The organism is Marinomonas atlantica (assembly GCF_001639725.1).
GTDB classification, from domain to species: domain Bacteria; phylum Pseudomonadota; class Gammaproteobacteria; order Pseudomonadales; family Marinomonadaceae; genus Marinomonas; species Marinomonas atlantica.
Genome location: NZ_LTAW01000005.1, coordinates 83372 through 97916, shown reverse-complemented (window position 1 = coordinate 97916; position 14545 = coordinate 83372). Strand labels below are relative to the sequence as shown.

Sequence of the window (14545 nt, the reverse complement as noted above, 5' to 3'; positions counted from 1 at the left end):
AATGTAATTATTTTTTTAATCTAGGATTAAGAATCTATTCTTAAAGATATTTGTTTATTCGCTAAACAGTTTAGTCTAATACTTGTTAGTGCATGTTATGCATCCAAAATTGTGAAATTGCTATCCATTATTGGCATAAGCGAATAACGCGACAGCTCTAATCACGTGCTTTATCTATTCCAGACATCCATGCTTTACGGGGCAATTTACTGTCCAATTTTTGGACGTAAAGCGCTATTAGCATTAACAGTGTCATCAAAACCACAATGGCAACACTGACGTTCATGTCCAACTCTGATAACCAGACAACCAGAAATAAGAATGGGTAATGCAGCAAAAACAAAGGGAAGGACAAGTCACTTAAAATGCTTATGGGGTGCCTCAACCAGAGGGGAAAGCCATTAAAAATAGTCCACACTTTAGGTGTCAACATGATTGCCAACCAGACACCAAGTCCAAATTCAAACAAACGACATAAAACAAACCAATCCCCCGGTCTTCCAGGCATAAAGCCGTACAGTCGATATGCCCAGCTTTCGATATCATCAAACCAGTTACTCGGCACAAACGGAACCCCATACAGCCCCACATACCAACGACTTAGAATACTGATAATGAGCAAGCTCAGGAGTGTGATATTAGGTGCCCGACGCATAAAATACGCTATTACAGGAAAGACCACATATAAGGTCATAATCAGCGCTATAAACCAACTTGGCGGGTTGTAAGGTCCACCCCACAGTCCCATAAATGCATAAAAACCTGTCAGACTGCCAGAAATATCTTGAACAAAGCCATTGGGGAATAGCGTCATCCAAGTTCCATCCATCATTAACCCATTAAGCACATAACCCAGCATAGACAGGGGTATCGTCATCCAATATAACGGATAAATGCGCAGTACTTTCTTGAATAAATACGTTGGGTAAAAAATAGGACGCTGCATATCCATCAAACCCGCTAACACGCCGGATAACACTAAAAACATCGTCACCCCAACCCCACCTAGGCTGACGTAGTAGAAGTTTTTGATACCAAAAAACATACCTGCTTGAGTATCTAATAGCTGTCCGAAATGTGCCACAAAGACCAATACAATGGCAGTAATACGAAGTAAATCTAATAAAACGGAGCGTTCCATAGCGCTACCTTTCAAATATGATTGGAAAGCTCTTTTTTATCAGATTGAGGTTGCAAAAATGTGAGCAAAGCTGCGTTTGACTAAATAAGTATTACTATCAGCGTTTCGTCTAATACAAATCTCCCTAGCAGTACTGTTATTATGAACATTTAAACGCCCTTCCATTTGATCATCTAAGCGGCACTCGTCTTACCTGCACATGCATTCATTTTTAGGAGTAATAAAATGAGCATCATCTGCGAACTCAGTGACTTACAGCGTCTTTATCACAAACGCGTTCCAAAAATGTTTCAAGGCTACTGTGAGTCGGGGTCATGGACACAACAAACGTTGGAACTAAATTCGTCTGACTTTCATCGTATTCTATTTCGTCAACGTGTGGCACGAGACTTAGAACCTCGCTCACTCAAAACCACCATGGTGGGTCATGATGTCAAAATGCCATTAGCATTAGCACCTGTCGGTTTGCTGGGAATGCAGCACCCAGATGGAGAGATTCTTGCTGCACAAGCCGCTGAAGAGTTTGGTGTGCCGTTTACGTTATCAACGATGAGTATCTGCTCAATTGAAGCCGTCGCCGCAAAAACCACTCAACCATTTTGGTTTCAGCTATACGTACAGAAAGATCGCGCATTCACTAAAAAGCTGATTGATCGAGCGAAAGCCGTTGGCTGTTCTGCCCTCGTCGTGACGCTTGACCTGCAAATGATTGGTCGCCGCCACGCTGATCATCGTAATGGTATGACCGCGCCGCCCAAACTGACCTTGCCTAATATTGTTGACATTGCTCGTCGCCCTCGCTGGGCATTGGGCATGTTAAAAACTGACAACCGAGAATTCGGCAATATTCAAGGCTGTGCCACGGGCGTCGATGATATGCACGATTTAATGAAGTGGACTGCCAGCTCGTTTGATCCAAAGCTTAGCTGGGAAGATATTCGCTATTTTCGTGATGTGTGGGAAGGTCCATTAATCATCAAAGGCATCATGGAAGTGGAAGACGCTAAAGAATGCGTCAAACTTGGCGCAGATGCCATCGTCGTTTCCAATCACGGTGGCCGTCAACTCGACGGCGCTCGCTCATCAATCAGTACCCTACCAGAAATCGTTGCCGCCGTTGGTGATCAGATTGATGTATGGCTCGACAGCGGTATTCGCAGCGGCCAAGACATTATTCGCGCCAAAGCATTAGGCGCGAAAGGTGTCATGGTAGGCCGCCCCATGGTTTATGGCCTAGGTGCAATGGGCAAAGCAGGTGTCGCCAAAATGCTCGACATTTTCCACCAAGAAGCAGAATTAACCATGGCCTTCATTGGCCATCGGGACATTAACAACATCACCCGCGAAGACATCGTGTTTCAACACGAGACGTTTAGGAGCGTATAACCAACAGCAACGAAGCCTTTGCGTTTGAATGCCAACATAAAGGTTTTTCTGAAATTGATTAAAATTATTTATCAAAGGTATTTTGGGGGCCATCCAGATTTTCAGATGTAGTGCGCACAACAGCATCTTGCAAATGCTTGGCCCTGGCCACTGGTGTCATCCCCCAGAGTCTGACAAATACTTTGTAAGTCGCCACTAAAAACACTAGTGGGATGATCACGGTTTTCAATACAAACAAAGCGATCAAATTTAAAAAATGATCCATCGATTGGTTTAACGTACTCACAAATCCAGTGATTTTGTTTTTCGCGGCCATGGTGACTTGGTTAAAGCCATCGCGGATGCTTTGAAAGGTACTTTTTTCTCCTTCTAAACGCTCTTTTAGATCAGAAGCAGTCTCTTTGGATTCAGCGATTTCATCTTCAGTTGCTTCAATATCGTATTGAATACGCTTTAACTGATGCGCCAAGACCGTTCGTTGAGCGTTTAATGACTGCTGTTCATCACTGGCTTTTTCAAATAATGCAGAAAACCCTGTTTTGCCACCTGATAGCTCAACTAACGTCAGGTCAATCTCGTCAATCTGCTGTTGCTTTTCCGCTTCCTCTGTAGCCAACGTATCTAATTGTACTTGCATGAGTTTCTGCTCAAGTTGAGCCGTTTCAAGTTTAGAGGCAATCTGTTTATTTATTTCACTGGATAAGTCTAAGGTATCATCAAGCTGACTTGGCGATACGGGAAACGCCTCTAAAATGGCGTTTTCTTTTTGAACGACATCATCAATAAATGCGCTGTCCACCCAGCTACTGCCGAGTGCCACCGCCGCAATCGAAAATTTACACATGACTGCGAACAGGAACACTTTATATGCGACGGTTCGATACTCTTTAAAGGTATATTTAGTAAGTACAAAGACCACCCCAGAAAACAGCAAGAACACTTTGAAATGGATTGTCTGGAGTATTTCGACTAAAAACTTTTGAATCAGAAGCGATGAGATCGCGTATTTCATGACCGAGGAAAAATCCTCGACAAGATCGTTTAGAGGGTCTAACAACTGACCAATTTGGATCGAGCCAACCACTGGCACGTTTAGTGTAATCGTGGATAAAACAGACACCGTCGCATTGAACAGTTTCGCTACACCAAACGACGCGCCGGCGGATACAAGTGAAGCATTAATATATACCTCGGCGTATTGGTCAATAAAACCGACCCAACCAAAGAAAACAAAAAGTAACACCAACAAAAGGTCTTTGTTCTGTTTCCAAGCCGTACGCATCAGATTCACCTTAATGTGTTATGAGACGAGAGCGTACCATCGACTCAGAAAATGCCAATCGCTTCTTTACCACCAATAAACCGGGTAATGCCGCTTTGGATTGCCAGACATATTGTTCACAAACAGTGCGACCATAAGCATGATTAGAGCCCCCACCAATACAGGAGTGAGTGCATACCAGTAACCAAGGCTTTGTACCTGCGCCCCACTAATCACAGCAATAAGCGCCGTAGCTCCACCGGGTGGATGTAGAGTACGTGTAAAATGCATGGTGGCGATGGATAAAGATACGGCTAACGAGCTGGCTAAAATAACGTCACTTGGAATCGCTATATGGACGGTCACCCCGACCAAAGCTGAAAAAAAATGCCCGCCAACCAAATTACGAGGCTGAGAGAACTCAGCAAGCGGAGCACCAAAAATCAACACAGCGGACGCGCCGAACGAGCCAATCAAAAACAGCATACTATCTTGATTAAAACTCCACAGTTCGCCCAAGCTTGCGATCAAGAAGATACCTAAAAAGGAACCTATCCAAGACCACACAATTTTACTAAAAGGCTTACGTGGCGGGCATATATCTTTAGCTCGCATTCGGGATAAATAAAACTTCATATCAGCACTCAATAACAGCGTCTTTTGTTAAATCGAACATCATACGCAACCCCGTTACCTTGGGCAAAGCTTAGCATTTAAGAAAACAAGGTTTGTATTGAAAGCGCTTCTTCCCACATGTCATCACCGAATGCCAAATCTATTGAACGCTCGATTGTCTACTCAGAGCCCTACATCAGATTTAAAATGATCATAGATGTATTAGATAATATTCAAAGGAGTCAGATATTCGTCATTGAAATCTAACCCCATGGCTAAAGCATCAATTATTCGCTTAACAGCCAAACTTGGAAGGCTTTTTGATCTTCTGTAGAGGCTTTCTTGAACCAAAACACCATCATATCGTAGGCATTGTTGCTCTGTTCTGCTTTATGCGAGGGATCAATCATCCAAATACGAATGTCTTTGCGGGTTGCGGCATCAGCTTTGTTGTACCAGAACTTAAGCATCTCAAGCTCTTCAGTAACCGCGACTTGTTTTGCCTCCGCTGTAGGCTTATCTGCGACTGGCTGCTTATAAGTTGCTGTAAACTCACGAATCTCACTTTTGTAATCACGCGATGGTTGAAAGCCTGATTTTTTTGGTAGCATACGGATTTGATAATCCAATTTATCCATTCGACCTTCATCAACTAACGAAAACTCAGGCGCTTTCGCGAAACGCTCAGCATCGCTCTTATTGAAGAAATATGGTGCTTGAAGAACAATATCGGAATCTTGTTTCACTTTGACATCAATAATGTATGGCTGAGACTCAAAAAATTCCGCATTACTGCCACCGCCGATACGCTGGTTAAATCGCACTACAAACTGACGTTCGCCCGGTTCTATATCCGTTTCAAAATCATTTCCGAAGCTGGTACTTTCTAAGTCCACATACATGATTTCAAAATTCTGAGGTACTTCAAATGTCGCCGCCAACGCAGGCACACTCCCCGCCCCTAGCAACATACCCAAGACCATCACACCTGACTTCAAACGCATTTTGCGACTCCTTAGCAATTACACTCAACTATTATTTTAGACTCCGTAACCTACCATAAAGCTTTTCGAGATTACCTTCCTAAGACTCGTCGCAATGCGAATATACTAATTTTTGCCTTTTTCTGATAAGACCCGACATGAAACGTTATGAATTAGGGCGCTTAGAGGCATGACTAAATAAACAGTTAATTTATGCCTGACAGGCTAGGTCTCGCGCTTCTATTATTTCTGAAATGATCGACACGGGGCCAGTCATATGCTCGAACATCATGTCTCGTGCTTTAACGTGATCTCGAGACAGTAATACCTCAACAAGCTGTCGATGCTCTTCGCGTTTCGCCTCTAAAGCATCAGCAGAAAACACCGTATGGCGCAACCAAAGTTGTCGATATCGCTCAACCTGATCAAGCATCGTCAGTCGAAGCTCTAATAATTTAGCAGAACCACAGCCTTGGGCGATCGCGAGATGAAATGCTTTATGACGGGCATCCCACAGCCCTAACATGTCTTCAGCACTGGTTAACTGAGCCACTTTCGATAACGTATGCGTACTTGCAATCACACCTGCTTCCCAGCTTTCATCCCCTAACTTCACTGCAAGCTCGGTAATCATGGCTTCCAAATGGGCACGGGCAAAGTAGAGATCGGTCAGTTCCTCGATCGACATCGATGCAACACGAAAGCCGCGCTGGCTAATAGCGGTGACGAGGTGTTCAGAAACAAGTCGTGAAAGCGCTTCGCGCATAGGGCCAGAGCCAATCTCGTAGCGCTCTTTTAACCCCCGCATGAGCAACTTATCACCGGGTCGATATACACCCTCAGTAATGTCTCGTTTTAGCGCAACATAGGCAAGGTTCACCAGATTGTTTTTTTCGTCATTGGTAGCCATGAAGCATCCATATCAAAGGTGTATGAGTGAACGGATTATAGCCATTCCCATAATGCCACACAAAGCAATTTTATCGTCAAAAACTGTAAATGTAGATATTTTGTTGACGAAAACCAAAAATGTAGATATTTTTAAAAAACGTAAATATTATTTATTGCTTACCCACTTTCAAAACAACAATGTCATGCCCAAAAAATTACAAAGATGAACGAGGCCCCCATGTCCATAGCCGCTGTATCAAATTCGCCTAACTGCCATAGCCATTCAAGCTTTTCTCTAAGGCCGTCTGAGCAAAGCCCACGCTTGCTTCAACTTCACTTCGAGCAATCACTGATTACTGCCTTTCTTAAAGAGGTCGAAAAATTTCCGGTACAAGCCTTGGAATATAAATCGATGCTACGATTTCGTGTTGCTAGCATTTTAAATAGGCTTTGTGATGATCAACTTCAGTCTGTCTTAGTAGAAACACTTGTTGATCGAAACAGCGGCGCTTTGTTGATCACGCCTGAAGGTTTGAACGAAGTCACTCAAGCCGAAGATATGGTCAAATTTACAACGGCCATCGCTCATCTTTTAGGACGCTCTAACTTTGACGCCATGAGCGGCCAGTATTACGCGCGTTTTGTCGTCAAAAACGAAGACAACTCAGACAGTTATCTACGTCAAGCACATCGTGTAATGGAGCTGCATAACGATGGCACATACGTAGAGCAAGACACTGACTATGTGATGATGCTGAAAGTGGACGAGCAAAACATGGAAGGCGGTAATTCGTTGTTGCTGCACTTGGATGATTGGGAAGATCTTGAGCGTTTCAGTACAGACCCCTTGGCACATCAAAGCATACGCTGGAGCGCACCACCTAGCAAAAACACTAGCAAGGATATCTTTCACGCTGTGTTTGATATTGATCGTTGCGGGCAGCCCATCATGTCGTACATCGATCAATTTGTTCAGCCGAAAGATGATGTCGAGGGGAACTGGTTAACAGACTTATCTGAATCTCTTGAAACCAGTAGGGCTACTTTGTCCGTGCCTGTCCCAACCGGCTCTTTCCTCATCATCAACAATCATTTCTGGCTACATGGGCGTGACAAATTTATCGCACACCAAGGGTTGCGTCGTGAGCTCATGCGTCAGCGTGGTTACTTCACCCACGCAAAAACCTTACGCAACCCGACCCAGTAATGGTCAAAATACACTAGAATAGACGTCTACCGAACATCACCGGAGACACGGCCGGTGATGTCGATTTATGGACTCTTCAAGAGACAATACAGATGTACGATTTTATGATTATTGGCGGCGGCATAATCGGCATGTCAACGGCAATGCAGTTGCTTGAGCGCTACCCAGATAAAAAGCTATTAGTACTTGAAAAAGAATCCGGTCCCGCAGAACATCAGACGGGCCATAACTCTGGTGTTATTCATGCAGGGGTTTACTACACGCCTGGTAGCCTCAAAGCCCAGTTTTGTTTAGAAGGTAACCGTGACACCAAAGCATTCTGCCAAGAGAACAACATACCCTATGATGAATGCGGCAAGCTGTTAGTGGCAACCAATGCGCTCGAAATGCAACGCATGAAAGCCTTATGGGAGCGCACCGAGGCCAATGGTTTGGAACGTTACTGGCTCAACGCGGACGAACTGCGTGAGCGTGAACCGAACATCACCGGCATCGGCGCAATTTTTGTCCCATCCAGTGGCATCGTCAATTACAAGCAAGTCACCCAAGCCATGGCCCGTAATGTGATTGAACGCGGTGGCGAGATTCGTTACAACACAAATGTCACTGGATTGAATGAAACACCTCAGGAAGTCTCTGCACACACAACAACCGGGGCTTATAACGCCCAATATTTGATATCTTGTTCTGGCTTAATGGCGGATCGAGTTGTGAGAATGCTAGGGCTTGAGCCGGAGTTTCAAATCTGTCCTTTCCGCGGTGAATACTTTTTGTTACCCGAAAAACACAATCAGATCGTCAATCATTTGATATATCCTATCCCCAACCCAGCCATGCCTTTTCTTGGTGTTCATCTAACGCGCATGATTGATGGTACGGTAACAGTAGGGCCAAACGCTGTTCTAGCGTGGAAGCGTGAAGGCTACCGTAAAACCGATATTTCGTTTTCGGACAGCTTAGAAAGCCTTCGCTACCCTGGTATCCGCAAGGTATTGATGGACAACCTCAAGCCTGGGCTATTGGAATTGAAAAATTCGCTCTTTAAAGGCGGCTATTTAAAAGAAGTGCAAAAATATTGCCCTTCCGTAGAAAAATCAGACCTGACCCCTTACCCAGCAGGCGTCAGAGCGCAAGCGGTCTCTAAAGACGGTAAGTTGGTGGATGACTTTTTATTCGTAAGAACGGCTCGTACCATCAATGTGTGTAACGCCCCATCTCCTGCGGCTACGTCAGCACTACCAATAGGCAGACACATCATTAAAGAAGCACAAACTCAGTTTGGCTTAAACAGATTTAGTATGTTTGTGCAGGCTGTTAAGTAAGAACGCGGCTGAGAAAAATATACTCAGCCGCACAATGTGGATTTGAAACTTAGTGCAGGTAGGCAGAAGGCGTTTTGCACACCGCACTTATGCCTGATAAAAAGCTCAGCTTAGCCTTTTACACGATTCGCGTCGAAAATCTCAATCCAATAACCATCGGGGTCTTTGATGAACGCAATGTAGTTCATCTTGCCGTCCGCCAATTTTTTCTGGAAAGTCACACCCAAATCTTCAAAACGCTGACAAGCCTTTTCCAATTCAGGCACATGAAAGCCAATGTGACCAAACCCTCGTGGGTCACTGTTACCGCTGTGATATTCGACTGTGTCGGCCGTATCCCCCCAATTATGGGTTAGCTCTAACACCGCTGGACGACCGAAGGTTTGCGCCGTGCGCTTCTCGTCATCGGAACTGACATCCGAGAAATCTTCACCGTACGTCAGAAAATACAAACTGAATTCCATTTCTGGGAAATCGAGCTTCTTCAGCAGCGTCATCCCCATCACACGCGTATAAAAATCTAACGAACGAGCAGGGTCAGCGATACGCAACATGGTTTGATTAAAAACAAATCCATTCGTGGCAGGATCTTTCTCTTCACACAAGCCTTCGGCTTGCTCAAAATGACGACTCATATTTTTACCCTCTTATGGTGTTTACAAAAGAGGTGGGGATCATCCACTCAAAAATCAATGCTCAGGTGACGGCTACCCACTTTCATACACTTTTTCTCAGTAACAAAAAAGCCCAACCCCTAATGCTACAGGGTTGAACTTTTGTCCTATCAAAAACACATTAAGCCATTATGCTGCGTCGATATTTTCGCGCGCCAATTGGCGTAGCGCATAATGCAAAACGCCACCATGACGCACGTACTCGCACTCTTTTGGTGTTTGTAACATCACATTGACCTCAAACACTTCAGTCGAGCCATCGGCACGAGTGGCCGTGACCGTCGCGTTCTTACTCTCACCGTTATCAAGCCCTGTAATACTTAGCACTTCCGAGCCGTCTAGCTTATAGGTCGCCGCGTTTTCGTCGCCTTTAAAGGTCAAAGGTAATACGCCCATTCCCACTAGATTCGAGCGGTGAATACGCTCAAATGAGCTAGTCAAAACTGCTTTGACGCCGAGCAAACTGGTACCTTTCGCCGCCCAATCACGGCTGGAACCTGAGCCATACGCCGCGCCACCGAGAATCACAAGAGGACGCTGGTCCGCTTTGTACTTCATCGCGGCATCGTAAATAGGCATCTCTTCGCCATCTTGCAGCGTGGCACTGTCCCCATTGAAGTAATAGGTATAGCCGCCCTCTTTGCCCCCCAACATGGTATTTTTGATACGGATGTTGGCAAAGGTGCCTCGAGTCATGACCGCATCGTTACCACGGCGTGAGCCATAGCTATTGAAGTCTTCCTTCAGCACACAACGCGATTGTAAGTATTGGCCGGCAGGCGAGTCAGGCGCGATGCTACCGGCGGGCGAAATGTGATCGGTGGTAATCGAGTCCCCAAACAGACCTAAAATACGCGCGCCATCGATATCAGGAATCCCTTCTGGCTCGAGTGTCATACCATCGAAGAAAGGAGGGTTTTTGATGTACGTTGACTCCTCACTCCAAGGATACAGCTGACTGTCTTCTGAACTGATGGCATTCCAGGCTTGGCTGCCTTTAAATACTTCACCGTAGTTTTTACGGAACATGTCGGCATCAATGTTGTTTGCGATCAGCTCATTGATCTCATCCGAGGTCGGCCAGATGTCTTTAAGAAACACATCTTCGCCATTTTGGTCTTGACCAATTGGATGAGTCGTCAAATCAATGTCCACGGTGCCCGCTAGCGCATACGCGACCACCAGCGGTGGTGACGCCAAGTAACTGGCTTTGACGTGTGAGTGAATACGACCTTCAAAGTTACGGTTACCGGATAACACCGCTGCTGCTACCAGATCGTTTTCTTCAATGCCTTTTTCAATCGCTTCAGGCAGTGGCCCTGAGTTACCAATACAGGTTGTACAGCCGTAACCTACCAAGTAAAAGCCGGTTTTTTCCAGCTCATCCATTAAATGGGTTTTCTCTAGGTAATCGGTGACCACTTTAGAGCCCGGCGCTAGGGAGGTTTTCACCCAAGGCTTGGCTTTTAAACCTTTTGCCGCGGCTTTTTTGGCGACTAGCCCTGCCCCAATCATCACGGCTGGATTGGAGGTATTGGTACACGAGGTGATCGCTGCGATAACGACTGAGCCATCACGCAATTTATGTTTTTTGTCATCAATGCTGACGCTTGAGAAGACATCGTTTGCCGGATGATAGGCCTTACTGTCTTCGGTTTGGGTATCCACATCGATTTTGGGTTCAGCGGCTAAGTTGTCGGCCTGCTCTTTCTCTCCACCCTCGTGATCAAACCTCGCTTTGGCGTCACTTTCAGGGGTACGACCTTTTGACATCTGCGCGATGGTTTCCCCAAACTTCTCATGCATATCTGATAAATTGATACGCTGCTGCGGTAAATTTGGCCCCGCCATGGCAGGTTGTACAGATGATAAATCAAGTACTAACTTGCTTGAGTAAGTTGCCGCTGGCGTATCGGCATCATGCCAAAGCCCTTGCTTTTTGGCATATTGCTCAACCAGCTCGATGTGTGCTTCATCACGACCGGACAGACGCAAGTAATCAATCGCCATCTGGTCTATTGGGAAGATGCCACACGTCGCCCCATATTCCGGCGCCATATTGGCAATGGTGGCTCGGTCGGCCAGCGGCATGTTGTGTAAGCCTTCACCGAAGAACTCAACGAATTTTCCAACCACACCGTGAGCACGCAGCATCTCAACCACACGCAGCACCAAATCGGTGGCAGTCACACCTTCGGTCAATTTACCAGTCAACTCAAACCCAACCACTTGGGGAATCAGCATTGAGGAAGGTTGACCCAGCATGGCCGCTTCCGCTTCGATGCCGCCCACCCCCCAACCAAGCACACCAATACCATTAATCATGGTCGTATGACTGTCCGTACCAAACACCGTATCAGGGTAAGCCGTTAGCTCGCCGTCGACCTCAGAGGCCATTACCACGCGGGCGAGGTACTCTAGGTTGACCTGATGCACAATACCCGTCGCAGGCGGCACAACAACAAAGTTTTTAAAAGCATTACTGCCCCAGTTTAAAAACTCATAACGTTCTTGGTTGCGCTTGAATTCGATTTTTTCGTTTAAATCCAACGAGTCTTCGCGACCATAGGCGTCCACTTGTACAGAGTGATCGACCACCAGCTCACTGGGAATAAACGGATTGATTTGCTCCGCTTTACCGCCAAGCTTCACCACCGCATCCCGCATCGCGGCCAGATCCACCACCGACGGCACACCAGTAAAATCTTGTAGCACCACGCGCGCTGGCATGAACGCGATCTCTTTAGACGCTTCGGCTTTGGCGTCCCAATTGGCCACCGCCTCAATGTGGTCTTTGCCCACCGACTGACCACCGTCTTCATTACGCAACAGGTTTTCTAAGACAACTTTCATGCAGTATGGCAATCGGCTGATGTTCTCATAGGTGTCGGTCAATTTGGGCAAACTGTAGTAGGCATGCTTTTTACCATCGACCGAGATCGTATCTTTCACATTAAACGTATCACTCATGGTAGCTTCCTTATCGTTGTGACTGGACTTAAACATAGACCAAAGTAAGCCTATGTAGATGGCTATGATGTTTTGCCAAAGCCACCCTTTAAGACATGACAACATAAAGATTAGTGCACAGTGTGTGACGAAATGGGTAAATCACGCGCATTTTGCAAAGAAGGGTCTAAGAAATCAGAGAAGAACAGTAAGCCCCCCATGCCGCAGTTGGCAAAGAGATGAACCTAACCAGGATTAAAGTATGGCTAGTATTAATCGGCAAACAAACGCCAAACCTAACGATTCAAGAAGGCAAACTGGCACTATTGCTTAGAAAGTAGCAAAGGAATAACCACAAAAAAGCTAATCGAATTAACTCTTAACAGAGTGATAAACTTCTAAATGCAGCTCCTTACTTCGCAACCATACGCATAGCTTTAACGCCACGCATCAGCCGCGCCGCCTTTTGGTGTCGGCTGGATGCGATTGTTAGAGCTTTGTGTCACTTCCATGTATAGCGGATCGGATTGGCTGTACCGAAGCGGTAATCATCAGGTACCCGCCGCCCAACATACATTTCTTGAATTTCAGTTGGTGCTTTGCGACCGACAAAACCTAATCTTCCGGGCCGGTCAGGACGTCCTGGGAAATTATCAGCTGTCGCCTCCAACCACTTCTCAGGGATGTACGCACCTCGAATAATGCCCTTTTCAGACGCTAAAACTACTTCTGTTTCTTTTGCTCGTTTTTGACTGAGCTTCCAAGCAAATCGTGTCGCTTCGTATAAAGGTCGTTCCGATGCACTTCTGTTTACACTGATCAACAATGCTCGATGCTCGAATACTGCCGGTTGAGCAAGATACTCTCGAACGATCTCATCAGCGTGCATCGCGCCTCGCTCTCCGCTTTCTTCTCCGCCCATTACATTCGTAAGCCCGGAATACGCATCGATAAGCGCTGCTTCTACCTCCTTTGCTACGGAGGGTTCCATCCCGTGCCGATGCACAACATGTGCAACATCAAAACCAGCGAGGCGTATTTCTCTAATCCTTCTTAGTTTGTCGCCAACCACGTCAGATTCATTCCCCAGTTCGTCACGAATATGGGAGTACAGACGATTTCCAATACCTCGACCAACATAGAAGGTCTCGCCATTGCGCGGATCGATAAGCCGGTATACATAGTTCTTTAGCCTATCAACTACTTCGGGCGGAAACTTATCCAAAACGACTCCTTATGGCCTTGGTCAGCTACGGCTCTAACGCTTTGCACAGCGGCGCGAGGTACGAGGTACGAGCGTCCGGCGTCGAAGGCGCGAACTGCTGCAACTTGTTATGTGTTTGTACGCACCAGTTTATTGGCATATGGCTTGCTAACTAATTTTTAGCCATCAATATTAGGAGTTAACTATGCAAATTGGAAGCTCAACAAGCGCATTACCACCTATAACGTCAGCGCAGAAAATCGGCAATAATTTGCCACCCAATACACCCGTTACCGGCAATATGCAGCCGGAAAAACAGATTATTCGTGAACTTTCTGAATCATTTGACCCTAAGAATATGAGTTACAAAGAATCCATGGATCTTGCCAATGCTTTAATCAAAGCTGGAGAAGGTGATTTAAGCTCAGCATTTTTACCTTCATCACTTTTAAAAGTTAATAGCGATGGAAGTGTGAGTGACATGAGAGGAACGCCTGAAGGTGATGCTAAAATGAATGCCAGATTCAATATGTTTGATTTACTTGAAGCTAGGATTGATTTCAATAAAGGTATGAATATGCCAACAAACTTACTTGAAGATTCTTATTCTTTTTTAGAAAAAATCCAAGTGGCTCGTAATACGCCGAGTATCAATGAGTACACATAACATTTTAATAGTGCGCATGCTTATCTAAGCAATACTGGAAAGCTCAGGAAATACCTTCTCATGCTCTGTTTTAAAATCATTTTCCTAGCTTACCCCATAGCAATTCAAAACATGAAATCGAGAATGCGCGTTATATCACTTGTCCACAGCACGTTATTCTGGATGTGTCATTGGTTAGTTATTGATCTTAATACTTTTTCGTTGACGCTTCTATGACAAATCGAGAAACTGAACCACACTCAGAT

Annotated in this window: 12 protein-coding genes; 4 read left to right on the top strand and 8 right to left on the bottom strand. The window is 45.6% G+C overall.

The genetic code is table 11. The features are described 5' to 3' along the window. Window positions 1-157: 157 nt before the first annotated feature. On the bottom strand, window positions 158-1141 hold the full coding sequence (locus tag AYW75_RS10230; RefSeq protein ID WP_067099121.1) for an acyltransferase family protein: 984 nt from the start codon (window positions 1139-1141) through the stop codon (window positions 158-160). Between the two features lie 225 nt (window positions 1142-1366). Here AYW75_RS10230 and AYW75_RS10225 point away from each other — a divergent pair, with 225 nt between their 5' ends. Continuing rightward, window positions 1367-2527: an alpha-hydroxy acid oxidase gene (locus tag AYW75_RS10225; protein ID WP_067099118.1), complete on the top strand. Its 1161-nt coding sequence runs from the start codon at window positions 1367-1369 to the stop codon at window positions 2525-2527. A 64-nt stretch (window positions 2528-2591) separates the two neighbouring features. Here the strand turns inward: AYW75_RS10225 and AYW75_RS10220 are convergent, their stop codons facing one another. From AYW75_RS10220 to csiR, 4 genes are all read right to left on the bottom strand, one after another. Further along, a complete protein-coding gene (locus AYW75_RS10220; RefSeq protein WP_067099115.1) occupies window positions 2592-3809 on the bottom strand; it encodes a hypothetical protein in 1218 nt (405 codons plus the stop codon). Between the two features lie 66 nt (window positions 3810-3875). Beyond that, entirely contained in the window at window positions 3876-4424 is a 549-nt protein-coding gene (locus AYW75_RS10215) for an HPP family protein (protein ID WP_067099112.1), read from the bottom strand. 266 nt (window positions 4425-4690) lie between these two features. Then, window positions 4691-5407, bottom strand: coding sequence for a YccT family protein (locus AYW75_RS10210; RefSeq protein WP_067099109.1), 717 nt, complete (start codon window positions 5405-5407; stop codon window positions 4691-4693). A 190-nt stretch (window positions 5408-5597) separates the two neighbouring features. Next, the gene (gene csiR / locus AYW75_RS10205) at window positions 5598-6296 is read right to left on the bottom strand and encodes a DNA-binding transcriptional regulator CsiR (RefSeq protein ID WP_067099105.1); all 699 of its coding nucleotides are present in this window, start codon (window positions 6294-6296) and stop codon (window positions 5598-5600) included. A gap of 219 nt (window positions 6297-6515) precedes the next feature. Here csiR and glaH point away from each other — a divergent pair, with 219 nt between their 5' ends. Together glaH and lhgO are read left to right on the top strand one after the other, a co-directional pair. Next, window positions 6516-7484: a glutarate dioxygenase GlaH gene (gene glaH / locus AYW75_RS10200; protein ID WP_067099101.1), complete on the top strand. Its 969-nt coding sequence runs from the start codon at window positions 6516-6518 to the stop codon at window positions 7482-7484. 92 nt (window positions 7485-7576) lie between these two features. Next, window positions 7577-8806: an L-2-hydroxyglutarate oxidase gene (gene lhgO / locus AYW75_RS10195; protein WP_067099098.1), complete on the top strand. Its 1230-nt coding sequence runs from the start codon at window positions 7577-7579 to the stop codon at window positions 8804-8806. Window positions 8807-8916: 110 nt separating this feature from the next. On the opposite strand, the gene gloA is transcribed toward lhgO, so the two are convergent. The 3 genes from gloA to AYW75_RS10180 all read right to left on the bottom strand — a co-directional run bounded on the left by gloA (window position 8917) and on the right by AYW75_RS10180 (window position 13654). Further along, the gene (gene gloA, locus AYW75_RS10190; RefSeq protein ID WP_067099095.1) at window positions 8917-9441 is read right to left on the bottom strand and encodes a lactoylglutathione lyase; all 525 of its coding nucleotides are present in this window, start codon (window positions 9439-9441) and stop codon (window positions 8917-8919) included. A gap of 168 nt (window positions 9442-9609) precedes the next feature. Then, window positions 9610-12450, bottom strand: a complete 2841-nt coding sequence (locus AYW75_RS10185; protein WP_067099093.1) for an aconitate hydratase — start codon at window positions 12448-12450, stop codon at window positions 9610-9612. A 481-nt stretch (window positions 12451-12931) separates the two neighbouring features. Then, a complete protein-coding gene (locus AYW75_RS10180; protein ID WP_067099090.1) occupies window positions 12932-13654 on the bottom strand; it encodes an LEM-3-like GIY-YIG domain-containing protein in 723 nt (240 codons plus the stop codon). A gap of 184 nt (window positions 13655-13838) precedes the next feature. Between AYW75_RS10180 and AYW75_RS10175 the strand changes: the two genes are divergently transcribed. Continuing rightward, window positions 13839-14300, top strand: coding sequence for a hypothetical protein (locus AYW75_RS10175; protein WP_067099087.1), 462 nt, complete (start codon window positions 13839-13841; stop codon window positions 14298-14300). The last annotated feature ends 245 nt before the right edge of the window (window positions 14301-14545 follow it).